Below are 22,971 nucleotides of genomic sequence, written 5' to 3'. Positions count from 1 at the left end.
GCTTACTCGGCATAGTCCACGGTATAGGGCGCGTGGTCGGAGAACCGCTCGTCGCGATAGATCGAGCAATCGCGCAAGCGCCCGCGCAGGCCCGGCGTGACGATCTGGTAGTCGATCCGCCATCCCACGTTGTTCGCGCGCGCCTGGCCGCGGTTGGACCACCAGGTGTATTCCACGGCGTCCGGCTTGATGGCACGGAAGCTGTCCACCCAGCCGATTTCCTTGAAGAGGAGGTCCAGCCACGCCCGTTCCTCGGGCAGGCAACCGGAGTTCTTCTGGTTCGATGTCCAGTTCTTGATGTCGTTCTTCGTGTGCACGATGTTCCAGTCGCCGCACAGCACGTACTCGCGGCCGCTGGCCGCCCACTCGCGCAGGATGGCCGTCAGCCATTCCATGATGCGGAACTTGTACTGCTGGCGTTCTTCGCCGGAAGAACCCGAGGGGATATAGAACGAGACCACGCTGAGGTTGCCGTAGCGCGCCTCGATGTAGCGGCCCTCGCAGTCGAAATCCTCGCGGCCCAGCGACACGCGCACCTCGTCCGGTTCGCGCTTGGAGTAGATCGCCACGCCGCTGTAACCCTTCTTGCTGCGCGCGTCGTGATAGAAGCAGTGATGCCCGTCGGGACGGAACATCGGATCGGTCAGCTGCGTTTCCTGCGACTTGGTTTCCTGCAGGCAAACCACGTCGGCGTCCTGCTTGCGTAGCCATTCGAACACGCCCTTGGTGGCGGCGGAACGGATACCGTTGGCGTTCAGGGAAATGATGCGCATGGGACCTTGCTGGGGACGTTAGGCGATCCGGCCATCATAACGGGTTGTACCATGGCGGCCATGCCGGCCCGCGCGAGCCACCGGCACCACCTTCGCCCTTCCCGACCCCGAGAGCCTTGCCGTGCACGATTACCAGCGCGAATTCATCGAACTCACCCTCGCCCGCGACGTTCTTCGTTTTGGCGACTTCACGCTGAAATCGGGCCGCAACAGCCCCTACTTCTTCAACATGGGCCGGATCGATTCCGGCGCGGCGCTGGCTCGTCTGGGCCGCTCCTACGCGGCCGCGGCGGCACGCTCGGGCGTGCCCTTCGACATGCTCTTCGGCCCGGCCTACAAAGGCATCGCCCTCGCCGCGGCCACGGCCATTGCCCTCGCCGATACCCAGGGACGCGATGTCCCCTGGGCCTACAACCGCAAGGAAGCGAAGGACCACGGGGAAGGCGGCACGCTGGTGGGCGCCCCTCTGCGCGGCCGCGTGCTGATCGTGGACGACGTAATGACCGCCGGCACCGCCGTCCGCGAGTCGCTGGAGCTGATCCGCGCCCACGGCGCCGAGCCGGCCGGCGTGCTGATCGCGCTCGACCGGCAGGAACGCGGCCAGGGCCAGTTGTCGGCGGCACAGGAGGTCTCGGCGCAGTTCGGCATTCCCGTCATCGCCATCGCCAGCCTGGCCGACGTGCTCGCCTACGCCGGGGAGCGGCCGGAACTCGCCGCCGAGCACGGCCGCCTACTTGCCTACCGCGAGCAATACGGCGTCAAGGCCTGACGGACCCGGCGGAAAACGCCAACTGCGTCACCGGCCGGAAGCGGTCTGCCCGGCGGGCACAATCCGTGCACGCGTGCTGGCTATACTCGGCTCAAGTGAAGGGGGAAGGCATGCGAGCAGCGCGTTACATCCTGGCGGGGGCGGTCCTGTGCATCGGCACGGCCGCGCTCGCCCAGAAGAATCCGGCCAACAACAACGCCTACCGCTACCGCTGGAAGGACGCGTCCGGGCAGTCTTACTTCAGCGACAGCCTCACCTCCGAGGCGATGAAGGCCGGCTATGACGTGGTCAATTCGCAAGGACTGGTGGTACGTCACGTCGACCGCCAGCTGACCGCCGCGGAACGCGCGGCGGCGAAGAAAGTCGCCGAGCAGAAGGCGGCCGAAGAACAGGCACGGCAGCAGAAGCAGCGCGAGGATGCGCAGATGCTCAATGCCTATCCCACCGAGGCCGACTTCACCGCGGCCAAGAACGCCGAACTGGATACCTTCGAGCAGGCGGCGCGCACCACCCGGCTCAACCTGCAGGGCCAGGAAAAATCCCTGGCCGACCTGCTCAATCGCGCGGGCGACCTCGAGCGCGCCAAGCAGCAGGTGCCCAAATACCTCACCGACCGTATCACCGAGCAGCGCAACACCGTGGCCGCGCTGCGGGCCACGCTGCAGCGCCAGCAGGAGGCGAAGGAAGCTGCGCGCGTGAATACCGAGGCGCAGTTGCGCCACTATCGCGAGCTGAAAGCCGCCGACGCGGCCAATCCCGGCCGCTGACCGCCCTTTCGTTGCAGGCGCCGCCATACGGCGAGGGAGCTGGTCATCACTGTGGGAGCCGCTACAGCGGCGAGAAGCCCACGGAGCGAAGAAGCGGCAAGGTAGATTCCCCTCGCCGCCATAACGGCTCCTGCAGGATGGCCGGCGCCACCTCAGAACGGCAGCGGCAGGTTCCTGTCCACCGCCAGCAGACGCTGGCGGAAGGCCTGCTTGATCCGTTCGAGCGACCGGCTGCTGTCGGCGTCGAAGCGGAAGATCAGGGCCGGCGAGGTATTCGAGGCCCGCACGAGCCCCCACCCGTCGCTCCAGTCCACACGTATGCCGTCGATGGTGGTGACGCGCGCATCCTCGAAGGTGGCCGAGGCGCGGAACGCCTCCATGAAGCGGAAATGCGAGCCTTCCGCCATCGGCAGGCGCAGTTCCGGCGTCGAGACGCTCTTCGGCAAGCTGTCGAAAAGCTCGGCGACGGTACGCTCTTCCAGATCGCCAGCCACGATCTCGAGCAGGCGCGCGGCGGCGTAGATGCCGTCGTCGAAACCGTACCAGCGGTTGTTGTCGGCGAAGAAGAAGTGGCCGCTCATCTCGCCCGCCAGCGCCGCACCGGTCTCGCGCATCTTCGCCTTGATCAGCGAATGCCCCGTGCGCCACATCAGCGGCACGCCCGCGGCTTCCTGGATCACGGGGCGAAGGTGGCCCGTGCACTTCACGTCGTAGATCACCGTGGCGCCCGGGTTGCGCGCCAGCACGTCCTGGGCGAACAGCATCAGGAGACGGTCGGGATAGACGATCTCACCCGCCTGCGTGACCACGCCGAGGCGGTCGCCGTCGCCGTCGAAAGCGACACCGAGGTCGGCCCCGATCGTATTCACGGCGGCGATCAGGTCCGCCAGGTTGTGCGGGTCGGAGGGGTCGGGATGGTGGTTCGGGAAGCGGCCGTCCACGTCGCAGTACAACGGGATCACTTCGCAGCCGATGTCCTCGAGCACGCGGGGGGCCACGGCGCCGGCCACGCCGTTGCCCGCGTCCACGACGACCTTGAGGCGACGTTCCGCTGCCACATCGCCCGCGATGCGCGCCACATAAGCGTCGACGACGGGCTGCTCGCGCCAGGTGCCGCCGCCGTCCGCCGGCAGGCGGCCCTCGTCGATGCGCCGGTAGAGATCGGCGATGGCGTCCTCGGCAAGCGTTTCCCCGCCGATCACGATCTTGAAACCGTTGTAGTCCGGCGGGTTATGGCTGCCTGTGACCGAGACACCGCAACCCGTGCCGAAGTGGTAAGCGGCGAAATACACCAAAGGCGTCGGCACCATGCCGATGTCGATCACGTCGATGCCCGCGGCGCGCAGGCCGTCGGACAGCGCACCGGCGAGTTCCGGGCCCGACAGGCGTCCGTCGCGGCCGACCACGATCTCGCGCAGGTCGCGTTCGAGCATGCGTGCGCCGATGGCCTGGCCGATGCGGTGCGCCACGCCGGCGGTCAGTGCGGAACCCGCCACGCCACGGATGTCGTAGGCGCGGAAGATGGAGGGATCGACGGCTTCGGCGGCGCCTGCCGGTGTCGCCGGTGCCGCTGCCGCGGTGGCCGCGGCGGTCGTGGAAGGCGCGGGAGGAAGCCGCGGCTTGCGCACCACATCGGCGACCAGCATGTCTTCTTCGGGTTCGGGTTCGGGCTCGGGAAGCGCCGCGGGCCGCCGGCGCATCGACCACACCAGGAACGCGCCGCCGCCGAGTCCCACCAGCGTGAGCAGGATGGCCAGTGCCTCCGAATGCGGAATGACGATGAAAGCCCGCGGCATGGCGGCGAACACGTACAGCGACGTGCCGGCCACCTGCTGACCCTCGGATTCCAGGTCGGCAGAGCGCGAGCCGCGGAACAGCAGCGCAAGACTGTCGCGCCCATCGCCCTGGCGCAGTTCGATGCGGCCGGCACCCGGCGAGATGGCGTCGAAACGCGCGGCGATCTCGTCGAAAGGATATTCGAGCCAGACCCAGGCGCGCACGCCCGCCCCGCTCGTGACGGGCATCACCATCGTGAGCCGGCGTTCCCCGCGATCCAGCGAGGTGGACGCGGGAGGCACGCCCTCGCTGCCGAGGGCGGCCATCAGCTGGGCTGCCTTCGCGTAACCGAATTCCCGGTAGTTCGCGCGGACAACCTCGTCCAGCCCGCCGCTGTACACCTCGACGGCGCGCACGCCGGGAAGCGTCCCGCGCAAGCGGATCGCCACCGCCTCGTGGTCGTCGATCGTCGCCGCCAGACCGGTGTCGGCCAGCGCGCGATGCAGCGCCTCGCGCTTCGCCGCGACGAGCTCGCCGATATCCCTTACCGCTTGTCGTTGCGCCATGCGCGTACGCTCGGCGGCGTCGCCTTCGTCGGCGATCAGCCAGGCCTGCCACGCGCAGAACGCTCCCGCGACGACCAGCAGGGTCGCTCCCGCCAGGGGCAGCAACCTTCGCAGATCGACCGTGGGCAAGCGCCGTGCCCCTCCCTCATTCCGAGCCATGGTGCCCCTTGTATCCCCGGAGAATCAGCCTACACCGGTGGAACCGAATCCCCCCTCGCCCCGCTGCGAAGGCGTGAACCCGTCGACGACGCGCAGGCGCGCCCGACCCACCGGTACCAGCAATAATTGCGCAATCCGGTCGCCCGGCGCGATGGTCACGTTCGCGTTTCCGCGATTCCAGCAGGAAATCATCAGCGGGCCCTGGTAGTCAGCGTCGATGACGCCCACCAGGTTGCCCATCACCAGCCCCTGTTTATGGCCCAGGCCCGAGCGCGGAACGATCAGGGCGCACCAGGCCGGGTCACCGATGTGGATGGCCATGCCGCTCGGCACCAGCGTGCTGTCGCCGGGGGCGAGGATCACGGGAGCATCCACCGCGGCGCGCAGGTCCATGCCGGCGCTGCCCGCCGTGGCGGGTTCCGGCAGGGGAATGCTGTCGCCCAGGCGAGGGTCGAGGATCTTCAGTTCGATGTCGATCAAGAGGCGGTTCCGGTGCCGGAGAGGAATCGTTCGGCGAGGCGCGCGACGAGCCGGCGTGCCAGCTCCGTCTTCGGCATCTCGGGCAGCGTCTCGTCGCCGCCGGGCCAGTACAGGTGCAACGCATTGTCGGCCACCTCGAACCCCTTGCCGCTGCCCACTTCGTTCGCGGCGATCATGTCGATGCCCTTCCGGCGCAGCTTCTCGCCGGCGTAGCTGGCGAGGTCGCGCGTTTCCGCCGCGAAGCCGACCAGGTACGGACGATCCGCACCGGCCGCCAGCGAGGCGATGATGTCGGGATTTTCGGTGAGTTCGAGGTGAAGGGGCGCGCCCCCCGATTTCTTCAGCTTGTGCTCGGAAACCTCGGCCGGACGGTAATCGCCGACGGCCGCCGCGCCGATGTAGATATCGGCGTCGCGTACCGCGCGCAGCACGGCCTCGTGCATCTGCCGCGCGCTGCGCACATCCACGCGGTGCACGCCGGGCGGCGTGGGCAGCAGGACAGGACCGGCGACCAGCGTCACCTCCGCCCCGGCGTCGCGCGCCGCGGCGGCCACGGCGAAGCCCATGCGCCCGGAACTGCGGTTGCCGATAAAGCGCACGGGGTCGATGTCTTCGTAAGTGGGACCGGCGCTCACCACCACGCGGCGGCCACGCAGGGGCTGGTCGCCGAACGAGGCAACCAGGATGTCGCGCAGTTCGTGCGGTTCCAGCATCCGTCCCGAACCGATGTCGCCGCAGGCCTGGTCGCCGTCGGCGGGGCCGAGCACGCCCATGCCGCGCACCCGCAGCGTGCCGACGTTCGCCTGCACGGCGAGGCTTGCCCACATCTGCTGGTTCATCGCCGGCGCGACATAGACGGGCGCGGCCGTGGCGAGCACCACCGTCGACAGGAGGTCGTCGGCAAAGCCGTGGGCCAGTCGCGCGATGGTGTCGGCGCTGGCCGGCGCGATGAGCACGCGCTCGGCCCAACGGGCCAGTTCGATGTGGCCCATGGCCGCCTCGCCCTGCTCGTCCCACAGGCTCACGCGGACCGGCTGGCCGGACAGGGCCTGGAAGGTCGTGGGCGTGACGAAGTGGGTGGCCCCTTCGGTCATGACCACACGCACCTCGGCCTCGAGGTCGCGCAGGCGGCGCACGAGTTCGCAGACCTTGTAAGCGGCGATACCTCCGGTAACGCCAATGAGGATGCGACGCTGGCGAAGACTCATGGCGGAACGGCGCTCTTCGAAAGGACCGCTAGCTTAACGGATTCCGGCCTGGACGCCTCTGCATTTCCGCGCGCATTTTCAGAATCGTTCTATCGCCACGCCCCCGTGACAACCCTAACTTGAAGCCTGCGCCGCGAGTCACGCGCGGCATCGACACGAGGCAGGCAACATGACATCCGGGTCCGACGATCCGTCCGCCGTTCGCGATGCGCCCCTCGCGCCTTCGGCGTACCGTTCACAACCCATTCGCGACTGGGCCGCCCACGAGCGACCGCGCGAGCGTCTGTACACGCACGGGGCTGCCGCGCTGTCCGACGCCGAACTGCTTGCCGTGTTGCTGGGTAGCGGAAGCGCCGGCAGGGATGCCGTCGCCACCGGCCGCGCGCTCCTTTCCCGCGCGGGCGGTCTCGGCCGCCTGCTGTCGGAGGCCGCGGAGCTGCCGCCCGTGAGCGGCTTCGGGCCGGTAAAGCGCGCCCGTCTGATCGTCACGCTGGAGCTGGCCCGCCGCGCACTGGGCGAGGGCCTGGTCGACCTGCCGCGCATCGAAAACCCCCGCGACAGCGCCCAGTACCTTCGTGCCCGCATGGTCCACCTGCGTCACGAGGTGTTCGCCTGCCTCTTCCTCGACACCCGCCACCGCGTGCTGGCTTACGAGGAGCTGTTCCGGGGCACCATCGACGGCGCCAGCGTCTACCCGCGCGAGGTGGTCCGGGCCTGCCTGCGCCACCATGCGAGCGCCGTGATCCTCGCCCACAACCATCCCTCGGGGGTGGCCGAACCCAGCGCGGCGGACGTGGACATCACCCGGACCCTCATCGACGCCCTGGCCCTGATGGACATCCGCGTGCTCGATCACCTGATCATCGGGCAGGGCCAGCCTGTGTCCCTGGCCGAGCGCGGGCTGATCCGCGAGGCCTGAAAAGAAAGACGGCGCGAGTGCCGCTCGCGCCGTCATGGGTCACCTTTCGAGGGAGGGGGCAAGGCAACCCGCCGTGCCGTTGGCCGGGGAGACACCGGGCACGTGGAGAATCATGACAACGAGCCATGACAGCGGAATGACGCGCCGCCGCAATGCCTGTGACCGGCCCTGCGCCGTGGTGGAACGGCGACTTATGCACATCGGGGAATTTTTGAACTTGGGCGTCACAGTTCCTGCTGACGCGCAAGTCGCTCTCATAACTTGTTGATCTATCGGCTCATTACTCGTTACGCGACGATGTCAGCGCGCGATATCCATGACTCGGCCCGCTGGAGGCTTTTCTTGCCCACAGAGTTATCCACAGCCTGTAACGGTGGGCGGAGGGCGTCTTCCGAGCCCCTTCTGATAGGATTACCGGTTCCATCGCCGCGTCGCGCATCCCGTGAAACAAGAGTTGAAACAACTGGTATTGCAGGCTATTGGCGCCCTGCGCGAGTCCGGCAGGCTGCCGTCCGATTTCGTGGCGCCGGTCTTCGTGATCGAGCGCACCCGCAGCCGCGAGCATGGCGACTTCGCGACCAATGCCGCGATGATGATGGCCAAGGCTGCCGGCCGCAAACCGCGCGACATCGCCGCCGACCTGGTGGAGGCCCTGCCGGCCTCCCCGCTGATCGGCAAGGTGGAGATCGCCGGGCCCGGCTTCATCAACTTCTTCCTGGCCCCGGCCGCTTTCCACGCGGAAATCGAGCGCGCCCTGGGCGAGGGCGACCGTTACGGCCACAATCGTGATGGCGCCGGCCGCACGGCAGGCGTGGAATTCGTCTCGGCGAACCCCACTGGCCCCCTCCATGTCGGCCACGGCCGCGCCGCGGCCATTGGCGACAGCCTGAGCCGCCTGCTGGAGGCCGCCGGCTGGAAGGTCTCCCGCGAGTTTTACTACAACGACGCCGGCGTGCAGATCGCCAACCTGGCGCTCTCCACCCAGGCCCGCGCGAAGGGCATCGCGCCCGACGAGGCCGGCTGGCCGGAGTCGGGTTACCGGGGCGATTACATCGCCGAGGTGGCGCGAGCCTTCCTGGCGAAGGAATCGGTAGAGGCCGATGGCGAGACGGTGGTCGCCAGCGGCAATGCCGACAACCTCGACGACGTGCGCCGCTTCGCCGTGGCCTACCTGCGCCACGAGCAGGACCTCGACCTCAAGGCCTTCGGCGTCGCTTTCGACGTGCACTACCTCGAATCTTCGCTCTATACCGAGGGCAAGGTGGAGGAGACCGTGCGCGAACTCGTCGCCCACGGCCACACCTACGAGGAAGGCGGCGCGCTTTGGTTGCGGTCGACGGATTTCGGTGACGACAAAGACCGCGTCATGCGCAAGTCCGACGGCAGCTACACGTACTTCCTGCCCGATGTGGCCTACCACCGCACGAAGTGGCAGCGCGGCTACGAACGCGCCATCACCGAGCTGGGCTCCGACCACCATGGCTCGTTGGCGCGCGTGAAGGCCGGCCTCCAGGCACTCGATACCGGCATCCCGGCGGGTTGGCCCGAATACGTGCTGCACCAGATGGTGACGGTGATGCGCGGCGGCGAAGAGGTGAAGATCTCCAAGCGCGCCGGCTCCTACGTCACCCTGCGCGACCTCATCGACGAGGCCGGGCGCGACGCTACGCGCTACTTCCTCATCGCGCGCAAGGCCGACTCGCAGCTGGTCTTCGACATCGACCTGGCCCGTTCGCAGAGCAACGACAACCCGGTCTACTACATCCAGTACGCGCACGCACGCGCCTGCCGCGTGTTCCGCGAACTGGCCGACCGCGGCCTGTCCACCGACCGCGCCAACGGCCTCGCAAAGCTCGACCGCCTGGACACCGAACACGAATCGGTGCTCATGGTCGAGCTGTCGCGCTACCCCGAGATGGTGGAATCGGCAGCCGCCAATCTGGAACCGCACCTGATCGCGCAATACCTGCGCGAACTCGCGGGCGCGCTTCACAGCTACTATCACGAGCACAAGTGGATCGTCGACGACGCCGATCTGCGCGATGCGCGCCTCGCCCTCGTGGCCGCCACGCAGCAGGTGTTGAAGAACGGTCTCGATCTGCTGGGCATTTCCGCCCCGGAGAGCATGTAATGGCAACACGCAAGAAGGGCAAAGGCCGTCAGGCCGTCCGCAATGGCTCGAGCGGCATGCCGGGCTGGGGCTGGGCGCTGATCGGCATCCTCGCCGGCGCCCTGCTGATGGCTTTCGCGATGCGCGGCACCTGGATGCCGATGATGCGCCCGCACGAAGGCCCCGAACCGAACCCGCAGGCCACGGCGCAGAAGGGCAGCGACCCCGGCGTCGTGGACCAGGCGGACGCCGAGAAGCCGAAGAAACCATCGTACGATTTCTACTCGGTGCTTTCGGAGAAGGAAGTGCGTATCCCCGACGCCGAGATCCACGCGCAGGCGAGCGCAGAAGCCCAGCAGCAGAAGCAACAGCAGGCGGCCCAGCAGCAGGCCGCGCAACAGGCGGCCGCCGCGCAGCAGCAGGCCCAGGCCGCCGCCGCGGCGGCCAACCTGCCGAAAGCCACGACGCAGACCGTTACCGCCGTACCCGCGCAGCGGGCACCGGCCGCCGCGTCGGGCAGTTCCGGATACCTCTTGCAGGTGGGCGCGTTCCCGAGCGCCGCCGACGCCGAAGCACTCAAGGCCAAGCTGGCCTTGCAGGGTTTCGTCGCCAACGTGCAGTCGGTGAAGGTCGGCGCGCAGACCTACAACCGCGTGCGCCTCGGGCCGTTCAAGTCGGCCACCGAACTGGAGAGCACGAAACAGCGCTTGCAGTCGGCAGGAATCAGTGCCATCGCATTGAAGGAAGGCGGCTGAACGAGCGGTAGGATCCGCTCATGGCGGCGAGGGGAATCCGCCTTGCCGCCGTATCGCTCCGTAGGTTTCTCGCCGCTATAGCCGCTCCTACAAGTTTCGGCACGTCCCTCGCCGCCATAGCGGATCCTGCAGCCAATCACATAGTGGCGGTCAGGGTTTGCGCTTCAGGCGGATCAGCGCCGAGATGTCGTCGTCGCCATAGCCACGTGACATCAGTTCGCCGAAATCCGCCAGCGACTGCTCGATGATCGTGCGGTCGGTGCCCGCCTCCGTGGCGATCTGCCGGACGATGCCCAGGTCCTTGTGCAGCAGGGCCAGCTTGAAGCCCACCGAAAACTCGTCGCGCAGCATCGTGGCGCCACGCTTGTCGAGGAACCAGTTGCCCGCCGCGCCGGCGGCCAGCGTCGGAAGCAGGCGATCCGCCTCCAGGCCGAGGGCTTCGCCCAGCGCCAGCCCTTCGGTCACCGCGTGCGCGATGCCGGCGACCAGCACCTGGTTCACGGCCTTCGTGGCCTGGCCGCTACCCACGCCGCCCATGTGCGTGACGCGCGCGGCATAAGCCTCCAGCACGGGACGCGCGCGCTCGAGCACGGCGGCATCGCCGCCCACCATGACCGACAGCTTGCCGTTCTTCGCGCCCTCGACGCCACCGGACACCGGCGCATCGAGGAAAGCCGCGCCCACCTCGGCCAGCCGCTGTGCCGCCTTTTTCGCGGTGGCCGGGGCCACGGTGGAGTGGTCGACGACGATCGCGCCCTTCTTCAGCGAAGGCGCCAGCGCCTCGATCACGCCGATCACGTCGGCATCCGCGCTGACGCAAAGCGCGATCACGTCGCAGGACGCGGCGATGGCCTCGATACCCGGGGCTTCCACACCCAGCTCCGCGGCCAGCGCGTCGGCCTTCGCCTGGCTGCGATTGCCCAGCGCGGTCAGCAGGCCGTGGGTCTTGAGGTGACCAGCCATGGGCGCACCCATCGCGCCGAGTCCGATAAAAGCTGCTTTCAATGTCATCTTCGTTCCAAGCCAGTGTGGAGCGCGACAAGACTCGAGCCTTGCCGCGCCCGGATCAACGCCCCGTCGTCTCCGCGAGGTAGGTGTAGCCGGTGAGTCCCTGGTTCAGCGTGGCCGCCAGCGCCTCGGCCTCCGCGCCGGCGATGCCGGCGGCCGCGATGCGGTCGCTGTACGACTGGCGCAAGGCCTTCACGTCGTAGCCGACGTAATCGAGCATGAGGTCGGTGGTGTCGCCGCGGCGGATGTGCGCGAACTCGTAGCCATCCTTCGTGGCACGCACGTTCACCGCGTCGGTGTCGCCGAACAGGTTGTGGATATCGCCGAGCGTCTCCTGGTACGCGCCGACCATGAAGATACCCAGCCGGTAAGACTCGCCATCCTTCAGCGCGTGCAGCGGCAGGCTCACGTCCACGCCCTCGGCGTCCACGTAATGGTCGATGCGGCCGTCGGAATCGCAGGTGAGATCGGCGATCACGCCGCGGCGCGTGGGCTCCTCGTCGAGGCGCGAGATGGGCACGATGGGGAAGATCTGGTCGATCGCCCAGATGTCCGGCACCGACTCGAACACGGAGAAGTTCACGAAATACTTGTCGACCAGCTTCTCGTCGAGGTCGTCCAACGCCTGGCGATGCGCGCGCTCGGCCGGGAGGAGACGGGGCCGCACCGCGTTCGCGATGGCGTAGAACAGGTCGTCCAGCGTCGCCCGGTCGCGCAGGTCGAGCTGACCCAGCGCATACAGCGCCTGGCCTTCCGCGAAGTGATGCTGCGCCTCGTGGAAGAGTTCCAGCGCCGGCCGGTGGCCGAGTTCCGCATGCGTGTCGCGCAGGTGGCGCAGCACGGCGGGCTCGCCTTCGCGCCCGGCGGCGATCGCACCTTCCGGCACGGGCTCCACCTCGCTCACGTTCACCACCATGACCGCATGGTGCGCGGTCATCGCGCGACCGGATTCGGTGAAGATCGTGGGTGCCTTCATGCCGTGCTCGGCCACGGCCTCGGCGAGCGGCTGCACGATGCTGGCGGCGTACTGGCCCACGCTGTAGTTGATCGAGTTGTAGCTGCGCGAGCGCGTGCCCTCGTAGTCCACGCCCAGGCCGCCGCCCACGTCGACCACGTCGATGGGTACGCCCAGACGGTGCAGCTCCACGAAGTAGCGCACCGCCTCGCGCATGCCGGCCGCGATGTCCCGCACGTTCGAGATCTGCGAGCCCATGTGGAAGTGCTGGAGCCTCAGGGTGTGCTTGAGGCCGGCCGCGTCCAGACGGTCGATCAGTTCCAGCACCTGGCCGGGGCTGAGGCCGAACTTGCCCTTGTCGCCGCCGGTGTTCTGCCACTTGCCGGCACCGATCGAGGCCAGGCGCACGCGCACCCCCAGCAACGGCTCGACGTCCAGCGCCCTCGCCTCGGCGAAGACATGGTCGAGCTCGGACAGCTTTTCGATGACGATGTGCACGCGCAGGCCCAGCTTGAGCCCGATGAGGGCCAGCCGGACGTATTCGCGATCCTTGTAGCCGTTGCACACCACCATGCTCCCGGGCCGGGCATGGGCGAGCACCGCCATGAGCTCGGGCTTGGAGCCCGCCTCGAGGCCGAAGCCCTCCTCGCCGGCGGCCACCAGTTCGCTGACGACGCCGCGCTGCTGGTTGACCTTGATCGGGTAGATCGCGGTGTAGGAACCCGCGTAGTCGGCGTCCTCGATAGCCTTCCCGAACGCCCGCTGCAGTTGGGCGAGGCGGTCGGCCAGGATGTCGGGGAAACGGATGAGCAGGGGCAGGCGCAGGCCTTCGGCGGTCGCCTTGTCGACGATCGCCGGCAGGTCGAGGGCCGGGCCTCCGTCGCCCCGGGGGCGCATCAGCAGGTGGCCATTGCCGGCCACGTCGACGTAGCCGTTGCTCCAGTGAGGGATCGCATAGGTCAGCTTCGCGCGATCGGTGGTCCAGTTCGTCATGGGCGTGACGATCTCCATTGATTGTGTCGGGTCCCCGGGAAGGGGGCGCGGAACAGTCGCAGCGGCGAACCTTGACCTGAAGCGGGCCTGGCGGCCGGGAGCCTCGCACGCCGCGGGGCCGACCAGACGGGATCTGCGCATCCCGGAAGCGGGCGGCAGACCGCCTATTGTAGCGGTGCCCCATGACATCGGGGTATCGCCCGGACCGGCATCGGTATCCCCTTACATCTCATCGGGTCAATGACTTGGCCGCTTTTCGGCCTGGAGCGGTACAATCCACCGTTTAGCCCCCTACCCGTCTCCAGGAAAGCGTCATGTCGCAGCAGCAGCTCAGCTGGTTCACCGAAGCCCACCAGGCGTCGGGCTCCTCCATCGGTTTCCGCGTCGAGCGCCTGTTGCACGCCGAGAAAACCCCGTTCCAGACCATCGAGATCTACCAGACGACCGACTGGGGCAACCTCATGGTGATCGACGGCTGCGTGATGCTCACCGGCCGCGACAACTTCCTCTACCACGAGATGATGACCCACCCGGCGCTGTTCACCCACGCCCGCGCCAAGCGCGTCGTGATCATCGGCGGCGGCGACTGCGGCACCCTGCGCGAGGTGGTGAAGCACGAGGAAGTGGAGAAGGCCACCCAGGTGGAGATCGACGAGCGCGTCACCCGCCTCGCCGAGCAGTACTTCCCGGAGCTGTGCGACGCCAACAACGATCCGCGCGCCGAGCTGCTCTTCATCGACGGCATCAAGTACATGGCGGAAGCCGAGCCGGAGTCGATCGACCTCATCATCGTCGACTCCACCGATCCGGTCGGCCCGGCGGAAGGCCTGTTCAACGCGGCCTTCTACGCCAGCTGCTACAAGGCCTTGCGCCACGGCGGCATCCTCGTGCAGCAGTCGGAGTCCCCGCTGGCGCACATCGAACTGATCAAGGCCATGCGTTCGGCCATGCGCACGTCGGGCTTCAAGGCCGTGCGCACCCTGCCGTTCCCGCAGCCGTGCTATCCCACCGGCTGGTGGAGCTGCACCATGGCGCGCAAGGACGGCGACCTGTCGGGCTTCCGCGAGCGCGGCGCGATCAGCAAGAACTTCGCCACCAGGTACTACAACGCCGACGTCCACAAGGGCGCGCTGGCGCAGCCGGAGTTCATGCGCGAGCAGCTGGGCGACTGAGACGCCTTTCCTTAAAAGCCTGCTGCCCTGCGGGAGCCGCTTCAGCGGCGATCCCGCGGCAGCGGGCAGGCTTGCCGCGAGCACCCATCGCCGCTGAAGCGGCTCCCACAGAGGAATCGGCTCCGTAAGGAGCGGTTTCCATGGTTTATTTCTCGACCCTGGCCGGCTCCCAGCCGGCCGGCGCTTCCGGCGGAATGCCGTACGCGCGCAGCGACGCCAGGATCACGCTCATCTCCGTGCCGCCGCTGCGGGCCAGCGCCAGCAGCTTCTGCGCGGTGGCCTTGTCGCCCTGGGCCTGGATGTTGAGCTGGGCGAAACGCTGCATCTGCCAGATCAGGTTGAGGCGGGCATGCTTCGCGTCCTGCTGGTCGGCCTCGCTGGACGACAGCGTCTCGCGCAGGTGCAGTCCGAGCGAGCGGCCGAGCGGGCTGCTGCCCCATTCGAGCACCTTTGCCAGCTTCAGGCAGTCGCCGACCACGGCGGCGTCGGACGTGTTGTCTTCGCAATACTTCGCCGTGGCCTGGAAACCGGGGATGGGCTGCGCGCTGGCCAGGCCGAACACGATCACCATCTGCACGCCGGCGGCGCCCGAGCCCTGCAACGCGTTGAAGGTATCGGCCGGCGGCGGAAGCTGGCTCACCGAATTGGCCAGGGCCTTGAGGCTCGCGCCGAGGTAATCGTCGTAGACCTTGGCATTGGCGGCGCGGCCAAGGTCGGCGCGGACCGCGTCGCCCTCGTTCGCGTGCTCGTCCACGCCCAGCTTCAGCAGCCATACCGCCGCATTGTCGGGCGCCTGCTTCTGGAGCTGGCCCAGCGCTTCGGCATTCGGACACGTGCCGCCCTTCGCGTCGCAGTCGGCGAGCCGCGCCCAGGTCACCTGGGGACCGGCGTCGGCGTTCCGCGACGCGCGCTCGAGCAGGGAGTGGTAGGAGAGCACCTCGGGCGGGCTGGCCAGGGGCCGGGCCAACAGGGCGGCGCCGAGCAGCGGCTCGGCCTCGGTACGCAAGGCGAGGACGCTGGCGAGGTCCTTCTGGAACTGCAGCAGGGCCTTGGTCTGGTCCTTCTGCACCACCGGCCCCTTGGCCGGGCCCTTGGCGGCACCGGGCCACGGGCTCCCGGCCAGGGCGGGCAAGGACAGCAGGCTCGCGAGGACCAGGACTGCGATGCGACGTCCGCGCATGGGCCATCTCCGTGAAATAAAACGACAAGGATACGGCTCGACCATGAACGGAAGCTGCGACGAAACCTCCCTTTCCCGGCCACATTGTTACTATCGGGTTCCGCGCGGGGGGAACGCCGGCCTTATTCCGATCGACCGCACCATCAATCCTGCGACAGAACAGGAGCTCGTCTTGGACCAATTTTCCTTCCTCTCCAGCGCACCCGCCGGTTTCTTCGTCGGCTGGGGAACCCTCTCCCTGATCAACGCCGGCCTTGCCCAGGGCAAGAACCGCAGCGGCCTGCTCTGGTGGGTGCTCTCGCTGTTCCTCGGCCCGCTGGCCACCCTCATCCTCGTGGTGATGCCCAAGGTGCGCACCAAACTTTTCTGAGCGTGTACGCTAGGGGCCTCCCAAGGCAGGTGCGCGCGAATGCTTACGACGCTCGTGGCAAGCAGCAAGGGCGGTTGCGGAAAGACCACGCTGGTGACCCAGCTCGCAACCCATTGGGCCCAGGCGGGGAAACAGACGGCCGTGATCGATGCGGATCGGCAGCATTCCAGCCTGCGCTGGGTGGGGCGCCGCCCAGAGAACGCGCCGGCCATCACCGCCATCGAAGGCAGCCGCCGCGCCTTCGACCGTCTTCCCGGCGACGTGGAACGGGTGATCGTGGACACGCCCGCCGGCGTGGACGAAAAGGACCTGGAGCCCTACCTCGAACACGCCGACGTGATCGTGGTGCCGGTCCTTCCATCGCATTTCGACCTGGACGCCACGCTCGACTTCCTCAAGGTGCTCAAGGGCTTCAATCGCGTGAAGCGCGGCAAGCTGCCGGTGGGGCTGGTCGGGAATCGCCTCAAGCCCTGGACCAACGCAAGCCAGGCCGCCCTCGCCGAATTGGGCGAACGCGCTCCTTTTCCTGTCGTCGCGGAACTTCGCGACTCGCAAGCGTACGTCTTGCTCACGGCGCTCGGTAAAGGCATCTTCGACTACCACTCGGAAAACGTACGCGGCCACCAGGACGACTGGGCGAAACTCCTGCGCTGGATCAAGCGCAGCACCTAGCACTTCATGGGACGCGTCATCGATCACGCCACCGAAGGTGGCCTTGCGGAGAGACGGTACCCATGCACGAACTCATCCTGTTACGCCACGCCGAGGCGACGCCGCACGGCAAGGACGGCAAGGACGACCGCGAGCGAACCCTGACTCCCCACGGCCGCGCCGAGGCCCAGGCCGCCGGCCAATGGCTCGAGATCGAGGGCGTCGCCTACGACCGCATCCTCTGCTCGCCGTCCTTCCGCACGAAAGAAACCGCCGCCCTCGCCCTGGGCAAGATCGAGCCCATCTACGACGACGCCATCTACGACGCGACCGTGGGCACCCTCTACGACGTGCTCGACAAGAATTCGGACGCGGACTGCGTCGTCCTCGTCGGTCACAATCCCGGCATCGAACAGTTGGTCGCCTTCCTCGTCGACGGCCGCTCCGAAGACTACCGGGGCATGCCGCCGGCCGGCATCGCGCGCATCCGCTTCGAGGGGCCACTGAACCCCGGCACAGGCGAACTCCTGGAATTCTGGTCTCCCCCGAACTGAGCCTGCTCGAATGCGCCACCTGCTGTCGGCGATCGTCGCGCTCCTCGCGACGACGCCCTTGTCCGCCGCCGACCTGAGCATCGACCCAGTGCGCTCGCACGCCGAATTCAGCGTGCGCCTGCTCTGGGTCAGCACGGTCACCGGCAGCTTCGACGGTATCCGCGGCCAGCTGGCGATCGACCCGGCGCGGCATACCGCGGTGGTGAGCGCCGACATCGATACGGCAAGCGTGCGCATGGAATCCGCCCGGCTGCGGCGCTGGGTGCTCGCCCCCGAGTTCTTCGACGCCAGCCGCCATCCGCAGATCCACTTCGAGTCGGCGCCCGTCTCCCTGCACCTCCTGAGCGAGGGTGGCGACGTGCAGGGCCAGCTCACCATGCGCGGCGTGACCCAGCCGGTCACCCTCCACCTGCTGCCGAACCACTGCCCCACCCAGGCCCTCCAAGGCTGCCTCCTGCAGCTGAAGGGCACCATCGACCGTACCGACTTCGACATGCGCGGCCGCCGCGGCGCCCTGTCGGACCGGGTGAACCTGGGCATGGCGATCGTCCTGACAACCCCCTGAGGGGGATGCGCAAGCCCAGGGACTCACGTGGCGTTGCGACTCGTCCCCTATGATCGGCGGCATGCGCCGCTTCCTTACGCTCCTGCTCCTCGCCGCCACGCTTGCCACGGGCGGCTGCTCGCTTTCCCCGGCGCGCATCCAGAAGGCCGACGCGGTGGTCACCCTCACCGTGGACCGGCAAGACACCTGCGATCCTGCCGACGCCAGCCACTGCGCCACCCCTTCGCCACTCATCGACGCCGCCCTCGAGGCGAATGCGGCCTCCACCGAGGCGAAGCCCGTGCACGTGGCCACGCTGCTCGAAGATGGCGAGAGCGCCATGGCGGCGCGCATCAACCTCATCCGGGCGGCCAGGAAGAGCATCGACGTCCAGACCTACATCTGGGAACAGGACGATGCCGGCAAGCTCGTGCTCGACGAGCTGGTGCAGGCCGCGAGACGCGGTGTCCACGTGCGGATCCTGGCCGACCAGCTGTTCTCCTTCCGCGACCCCGGCCTGCTGGCGGCGCTGGCCCGAGCCAGCGACCGCATGGAGATCCGCCTCTACAACCCGACCTTCCACAGTGCGCGCACGCCACCGCTGGAATTCGCGGCGGGCATCCTCTGCTGCTTCTACAAATTCAACCAGCGCATGCACAACAAGCTGCTGGTGGTGGACGACCTCATCGGCATCACCGGCGGACGCAATTACGAAGACCGCTACTTCGACTGGGACGACACCTTCGACTACATCGACCGCGACGTGATGGTCGGCGGCCCCGCGGCACGCGAGATGGGTGCCAGTTTCGACCAGTTCTGGACGCACAAGCGGTCCGCGCCGCTCACCCACCTGCGCGACGTGAACCGGGAGCTGCTGGCGGACACCGACGATCCGCGCCACTGGGACCCGCCGCGGTACGACCATCCGGACCGTGTCGCGCGGATGGTGGCGGACGCCACCGATCCCGCCTGGATCGACGAGCACCTCGTCCGCAACACCTTGCGCATGAACCGCGTGGAATACCTGTCGGACCTGCCGGGCAAGACGGACGAACCGAAGCGCCGCGAGGTGCGCGCCCTGACGCGCCACATCATGGGGCTGGTGCGCAACGCGAAGAGCGAGATCGTGCTGCAGACGCCTTATCTCGTCATGAGCAAGCCGGCGCAGAAGATCTTCAGCGCGCTGGGCCGGCAGCCGGACCCGCCCCGGGTGGTGGTATCCACCAATTCGCTGGCCTCCACCGACGCCTTCGCGGTGTATGCGCTTTCGTACAAGCATCGCAAGCGCTACCTCACCGACTACGGCTTCGAAATCTACGAACTGAAGCCGCATCCCTTCAACGCCGACGAGGACGCCCTGGAGGGCCAGGCGACAGGGGTCGCCACGCCGCCCCTGGAAGGCTCGATCGCGGGTTCGCCGGTGGACGGCGCGCGCGGCAGCGGCGCGCACGCACGTCGCGCCGGGCGGCACGCCGGTTCGGCGAACATAGGGGCGCCTTCCGAAGACTCCGGCTTGCTCGGCATCGGCAGCCGCGGCGGCCGCGGTGCCCGCAACCGCCCGGCGCCGCTTCTGACAGCAGGCGTCCGTTTCGGCCTGCATGCGAAGTCCATCGTGGTGGACGACACCTTCGCGATGGTCGGCACGCACAATTTCGATCCGCGCTCGGACCACTACAACACCGAGTCCGGCGTGATCGTCTACGACAAGCGCTTCGCCGACCGCCTGCGCGATTCGATCATGCAGGACACCGCACCCGGCAACGCATGGGTGATCGCGCCACGCCGGAAGACGATTCCGGTGCTGTCGTCGATCAACGAGTTCATCGGCGACGTGTCGGAACGCCTGCCGTTCTTCGACCTGTGGCCGTTCCGCTACGCCACCAGCTACGACCTCAAGCCCGGCTGCATCCCCATGCGCTGGTCCGACCCGCGCTTCTTCGAGTGCTACGAACCGGTGGGCGACTTCCCGGAAGTCGACGTGTCGCTGAAGCTCATCTACACCCGGATGATCACGGCCTTCGGCAGCTCGGCCGCGGGCATTCTCTGACCGAACTGTCGGAGCCGCGGATCAGTTCGTGCGGGTCAGCTGGAAATTCACCGGGAGGTCGGCCGTGTAGCGCTCCGTCCGGTCGTCGGCCGTCGCGAAGCGCCAGCCGCGCACGGCTTCTTCCGCCGCCCGGTCCAGGGCCTCGTCGCCGCTCGAACGCCCCACCGCGACCTGCGCGACATCGCCTTCCGGCGTCACCGTCACACTCAGCACCACCCGGCCCTCGCGCCGCGCGCGCAGCGCCGACATCGGGTATCGCGGCGAGGGCATGTAGACGGGAACCAGTTCCGCGGGCGCCCGGGAGGGGGGCGCCGAGACGACCGGCGTCCGCCATACCGTACGCGCCGGCATCCCCTCGCCGGAGCCACGATGACGGCGGGTGCCGCCGTCGGCATGCGAGGCCACCGGCGCCGGCGCCACGCTGGACACTGTCTTCGACACCCGTGCCGGCGCGGCCGTCGGCATCGTCACCTCGGCCAGGCCCCGCGTCTTCGGTGCGCGCTCATAGGTCAGCGCGGTCAGCCAGCTCGTGCCGGCGACGCCGATCAGGAGTGCCAGGGCGCTGAGCGAGGTACTGGTGCGTAAGGCAAGCATGGTCAGGGACGTTCGAGGATCGCCGTCACGCCCATGCCGCCCGCCGTGCAGATGGAAATCAGGCCGCGGCCCGACCCCTTCTGTTCCAGCATCTTCGCCAGCGTGGCGACGATGCGCGCGCCGGTGGCCGCGAACGGATGGCCCGCCGCGAGGCTGGAGCCGTTGACGTTGAGCTTGGCCGGATCGATCGCGCCCAACGGCGCGTCGAGGCCGAGGCGGTTGCGGCAGTAATCCTCGCTTTCCCACGCGCGCAGCGTGCAGAGCACCTGCGCGGCGAAGGCCTCGTGGATCTCGTAGTAATCGAAGTCCTGCAAGGTGAGCCCCGCCTGCTTCAGCATGCGTGGCACGGCGATGGTCGGGGCCATGAGCAGGCCTTCGCCATGGACGAAGTCCACCGCCGCGACCTGCGCGTGCGTGATGTACGCCTGGATGGAAAGGCCGCGCGCGGCCGCCCACTCCTCGCTGCCCAGGAGCACCGCGGCGGCGCCGTCGGAGAGGCCCGTGGAATTGCCGGCCGTGAGCGTGCCCTGGCCGGAGGTCTTGTCGAACGCCGGCTTCAGCGTGCCCAGTTTTTCCAGCGTGGAGTCCGGGCGCAGGAAGCCGTCGCGCTTCAGGCCGCGGAACGGCACCACGAGGTCGTCGAAGAACCCGGCTTCATAAGCCGCTGCCAGCTTCCGGTGGCTGGCGAGGGCCAGTTCGTCCTGCGCCAGCCGGTCGATCTTCCATTCCTTCGCCATCAGCTCGCAGTGATCGCCCATGGACTTGCCGGTACGCGGCTCGGCCACGCCCGGGAACGACGGCTTCAGTTCCTTGAGCGAGAAACCGCGCGTGGCGACCTGGAGCTTTTCCTTCACCGTCTTCGCGCGATTCATGGCGAGCAGGCGCTTGCGCAGCTTCAGGCCATAGACGATGGGTACGTCGCTGGTGGTGTCCGAACCGCCCGCGATACCGGCGTCGATCTGGCCGGTGGCGATCTTGTTCGCGATGACGATGGCGTTATCGAGCGACGTACCGCAGGCCCGCGCCGTGGTGATGCCGGGCGTGGTCGGGGCCAGGCCCGACGACAGCACCGCCTCGCGGGCGAGGTTCCAGTCCGAGGAATGCTTGATGACGGCGCCCATGGCGACTTCGCCCAGCTCGGCGCCATGCAATCCGAATTTCTCGACCAATGCCCCGAGGACCTTGACCGACATCCCGAAATTGCCGACGTCGGCATAGGCGGTGTTGTTGCGGCAGAAGGGAATGCGGACGCCGCCGACCACACCCACACGCTTTTGCGACTTTTCCATGCTTGAGAAAACTGTCCAGAACGAGGGGATGCCCGCAGGCAGCCAAGGCGAAGAAGGGATCGCGGACGCCGACGATCGCCGACGTACGCGTATCGGCAAGGCTAACCCGCATCCCCGCCCGGCGAAAGCCCGCCCTGGCCGGATGGTAGAATCGCGTTCCTTTGCCGTTCGGAAAAACCTGCCGTGAACGAGTCGCTGATCGCCTGCCCCGCCGTCCTGGCGCTGGAACTGGCCGGGGGCGGATCGCCCGACCGGCTGGAACTCACGCGGGACGAAGCCCGGACGCTCGCCGCCCTCATGGCCGACGACCTGCGCACCCTCCTGCCGGGCATCGAGACCGCCAGGTTGGCCGTGGCCGGCGCCCTGTTCGACGGTGTGGAGCTCCTGCGCCCCGGATTTCCCGTATTCGCCACACTCGAGGAACTGGCCCGGCGCATCCCCCGCGTGACCGACGCAAGCGGCGTGGTGGCCTTCGGCACCCACGAGGGCCACATGCCCGCCCAGCCGCTGGTGCCCGACCCCGCCTACGTGGGCGGCCCCATGCGGCTGTTGCCCTGGATGCTGCTGGTCCCGCCCGATCAGGCCGAGGACATGGGCAGCCGCATGGAAACGGAGCTGGTAGGACGCGGCGAAGCCGGCACGGCCACTGCGGATTTCCTCATGCGGACCCTCGGCATGCGGCTGGAACATGCGAGATATCTCAGCCGTAACGACCTCATCGCCCTCACCTGCGTGCAGTACGAGCACGTGAACCTGGCGCCGTTGTGGACCGTGCTCGAGTCGGCCCTGCTCACCCCGTACAAGGACGAGACCGCGCTCGGTTCGCGCGGCCTGCCCCTGCATTACGCCGAAGGCCGCGTCGGCATTCCCGGCCCGGCCGCCTGGTTCGCCCGCGCGGGCGGCAAGGGTAGCGATGCCGCCCACGAATTCGCCGGCACGCTCTTCGAGCTCCGCCAGTACGCCGCCCTGCTGGCCGCTCACCACGTGCCCCTGCACCTCGAAGGCGAATCCGCCCGGACGGCCGGTTACTTGCTGGAGCCGATGGCGGAGGCGGACCCGGCCCTGCCGCCGCCCGCCCTGTACGCCCACGAGGCCGCCGGACTCGGCATGGCGGCGATCACGGTGGCCCAGCCCGCGCCGGGCAAGGCCCGCGTCCTCGCCCACGGTTATCCGCTGGCACCCGATGCCCTGGCGCCGCTGCTCGACGCGATGGTGGAGCGCTATGGCGCCACTCCGGAAATCCATGCCCTGGGCCGCATGCTCCTCGACGCCGAGGGCGCGTTGTCCGCTCCCGCGCCCGTCGTACATTGAGACGCTTTTCACGAATCGTTC

At 68.2% G+C, this 22,971-nt stretch carries 21 protein-coding genes; 12 read left to right on the top strand and 9 right to left on the bottom strand.

What is annotated here, in order from left to right:
- Nucleotides 1–2 precede the first annotated feature (2 nt).
- Complete coding sequence (locus HBF32_RS14840; protein WP_166700370.1) at nucleotides 3–773, bottom strand: exodeoxyribonuclease III; 771 nt, start codon at nucleotides 771–773, stop codon at nucleotides 3–5.
- A gap of 121 nt (nucleotides 774–894) precedes the next feature.
- Here HBF32_RS14840 and pyrE point away from each other — a divergent pair, with 121 nt between their 5' ends.
- Nucleotides 895–1,542 (top strand): orotate phosphoribosyltransferase, encoded by a 648-nt coding sequence (gene pyrE / locus HBF32_RS14835; protein ID WP_166700369.1) that lies wholly within the window; start codon nucleotides 895–897, stop codon nucleotides 1,540–1,542.
- A 110-nt stretch (nucleotides 1,543–1,652) separates the two neighbouring features.
- The gene (locus tag HBF32_RS14830; protein ID WP_166700368.1) at nucleotides 1,653–2,309 is read left to right on the top strand and encodes a flotillin family protein; all 657 of its coding nucleotides are present in this window, start codon (nucleotides 1,653–1,655) and stop codon (nucleotides 2,307–2,309) included.
- Between the two features lie 152 nt (nucleotides 2,310–2,461).
- Here HBF32_RS14830 and HBF32_RS14825 read toward each other — a convergent pair whose 3' ends face one another.
- Genes HBF32_RS14825 through coaBC form a run of 3 tightly spaced genes read right to left on the bottom strand, consistent with a single transcriptional unit; the run spans nucleotide 2,462 to nucleotide 6,498 of the window.
- On the bottom strand, nucleotides 2,462–4,810 hold the full coding sequence (locus HBF32_RS14825) for a phosphomannomutase/phosphoglucomutase (RefSeq protein WP_166700367.1): 2,349 nt from the start codon (nucleotides 4,808–4,810) through the stop codon (nucleotides 2,462–2,464).
- Nucleotides 4,811–4,834: 24 nt separating this feature from the next.
- The gene (gene dut / locus HBF32_RS14820; protein ID WP_166700365.1) at nucleotides 4,835–5,290 is read right to left on the bottom strand and encodes a dUTP diphosphatase; all 456 of its coding nucleotides are present in this window, start codon (nucleotides 5,288–5,290) and stop codon (nucleotides 4,835–4,837) included.
- Nucleotides 5,287–6,498 (bottom strand): bifunctional phosphopantothenoylcysteine decarboxylase/phosphopantothenate--cysteine ligase CoaBC, encoded by a 1,212-nt coding sequence (coaBC, locus tag HBF32_RS14815; RefSeq protein ID WP_166700364.1) that lies wholly within the window; start codon nucleotides 6,496–6,498, stop codon nucleotides 5,287–5,289. Before coaBC ends, dut begins: the two co-directional genes overlap by 4 nt.
- A gap of 169 nt (nucleotides 6,499–6,667) precedes the next feature.
- Between coaBC and radC the strand changes: the two genes are divergently transcribed.
- The 3 genes from radC (at nucleotide 6,668) to HBF32_RS14800 (ending at nucleotide 10,282) form a co-directional block, all read left to right on the top strand.
- Nucleotides 6,668–7,417 carry a RadC family protein gene (gene radC, locus HBF32_RS14810; RefSeq protein WP_166700363.1) on the top strand — a complete coding sequence of 250 codons (750 nt, stop codon included), beginning with the start codon at nucleotides 6,668–6,670 and terminating at the stop codon, nucleotides 7,415–7,417.
- Between the two features lie 442 nt (nucleotides 7,418–7,859).
- A complete protein-coding gene (gene argS / locus HBF32_RS14805) occupies nucleotides 7,860–9,548 on the top strand; it encodes an arginine--tRNA ligase (RefSeq protein WP_166700362.1) in 1,689 nt (562 codons plus the stop codon).
- The gene (locus tag HBF32_RS14800; protein WP_166700361.1) at nucleotides 9,548–10,282 is read left to right on the top strand and encodes an SPOR domain-containing protein; all 735 of its coding nucleotides are present in this window, start codon (nucleotides 9,548–9,550) and stop codon (nucleotides 10,280–10,282) included. The genes argS and HBF32_RS14800 overlap by 1 nt, the downstream gene beginning before the upstream one ends.
- A 150-nt stretch (nucleotides 10,283–10,432) precedes the next feature.
- On the opposite strand, the gene HBF32_RS14795 is transcribed toward HBF32_RS14800, so the two are convergent.
- Nucleotides 10,433–11,293, bottom strand: a complete 861-nt coding sequence (locus tag HBF32_RS14795; RefSeq protein WP_166700360.1) for an NAD(P)-dependent oxidoreductase — start codon at nucleotides 11,291–11,293, stop codon at nucleotides 10,433–10,435.
- Between the two features lie 55 nt (nucleotides 11,294–11,348).
- Nucleotides 11,349–13,238, bottom strand: coding sequence for an arginine decarboxylase (gene speA, locus HBF32_RS14790; RefSeq protein WP_166700359.1), 1,890 nt, complete (start codon nucleotides 13,236–13,238; stop codon nucleotides 11,349–11,351).
- Between the two features lie 314 nt (nucleotides 13,239–13,552).
- Here speA and speE point away from each other — a divergent pair, with 314 nt between their 5' ends.
- Entirely contained in the window at nucleotides 13,553–14,410 is an 858-nt protein-coding gene (speE, locus tag HBF32_RS14785) for a polyamine aminopropyltransferase (RefSeq protein ID WP_166700358.1), read from the top strand.
- A 145-nt stretch (nucleotides 14,411–14,555) separates the two neighbouring features.
- On the opposite strand, the gene HBF32_RS14780 is transcribed toward speE, so the two are convergent.
- Entirely contained in the window at nucleotides 14,556–15,590 is a 1,035-nt protein-coding gene (locus HBF32_RS14780; protein ID WP_166700357.1) for a hypothetical protein, read from the bottom strand.
- Between the two features lie 172 nt (nucleotides 15,591–15,762).
- Between HBF32_RS14780 and HBF32_RS14775 the strand changes: the two genes are divergently transcribed.
- The 5 genes from HBF32_RS14775 (at nucleotide 15,763) to HBF32_RS14755 (ending at nucleotide 19,756) form a co-directional block, all read left to right on the top strand.
- Complete coding sequence (locus tag HBF32_RS14775) at nucleotides 15,763–15,960, top strand: antitermination protein NusB (RefSeq protein ID WP_166700356.1); 198 nt, start codon at nucleotides 15,763–15,765, stop codon at nucleotides 15,958–15,960.
- 39 nt (nucleotides 15,961–15,999) lie between these two features.
- Nucleotides 16,000–16,632: a ParA family protein gene (locus HBF32_RS14770; protein WP_166700355.1), complete on the top strand. Its 633-nt coding sequence runs from the start codon at nucleotides 16,000–16,002 to the stop codon at nucleotides 16,630–16,632.
- A 62-nt stretch (nucleotides 16,633–16,694) separates the two neighbouring features.
- Nucleotides 16,695–17,165 carry a SixA phosphatase family protein gene (locus tag HBF32_RS14765; RefSeq protein WP_166700354.1) on the top strand — a complete coding sequence of 157 codons (471 nt, stop codon included), beginning with the start codon at nucleotides 16,695–16,697 and terminating at the stop codon, nucleotides 17,163–17,165.
- 10 nt (nucleotides 17,166–17,175) lie between these two features.
- Nucleotides 17,176–17,730: a YceI family protein gene (locus HBF32_RS14760; protein WP_166700353.1), complete on the top strand. Its 555-nt coding sequence runs from the start codon at nucleotides 17,176–17,178 to the stop codon at nucleotides 17,728–17,730.
- Nucleotides 17,731–17,791: 61 nt separating this feature from the next.
- Entirely contained in the window at nucleotides 17,792–19,756 is a 1,965-nt protein-coding gene (locus HBF32_RS14755; RefSeq protein ID WP_193570371.1) for a phospholipase D family protein, read from the top strand.
- A gap of 21 nt (nucleotides 19,757–19,777) precedes the next feature.
- On the opposite strand, the gene HBF32_RS14750 is transcribed toward HBF32_RS14755, so the two are convergent.
- Nucleotides 19,778–20,350, bottom strand: coding sequence for an energy transducer TonB (locus tag HBF32_RS14750; RefSeq protein WP_166700352.1), 573 nt, complete (start codon nucleotides 20,348–20,350; stop codon nucleotides 19,778–19,780).
- 2 nt (nucleotides 20,351–20,352) lie between these two features.
- Nucleotides 20,353–21,639 carry an acetyl-CoA C-acetyltransferase gene (locus HBF32_RS14745; RefSeq protein WP_166700351.1) on the bottom strand — a complete coding sequence of 429 codons (1,287 nt, stop codon included), beginning with the start codon at nucleotides 21,637–21,639 and terminating at the stop codon, nucleotides 20,353–20,355.
- 183 nt (nucleotides 21,640–21,822) lie between these two features.
- On the opposite strand from HBF32_RS14745, the gene HBF32_RS14740 reads away from it, so the two are divergent.
- Nucleotides 21,823–22,950 carry a hypothetical protein gene (locus tag HBF32_RS14740; protein ID WP_166700350.1) on the top strand — a complete coding sequence of 376 codons (1,128 nt, stop codon included), beginning with the start codon at nucleotides 21,823–21,825 and terminating at the stop codon, nucleotides 22,948–22,950.
- Nucleotides 22,951–22,971: the final 21 nt, after the last annotated feature.

Origin of the sequence: Luteibacter yeojuensis, from assembly GCF_011742875.1 — a bacterium.
GTDB lineage: Bacteria > Pseudomonadota > Gammaproteobacteria > Xanthomonadales > Rhodanobacteraceae > Luteibacter > Luteibacter yeojuensis.
This window is presented reverse-complemented; position numbering and strand designations above follow the sequence as displayed.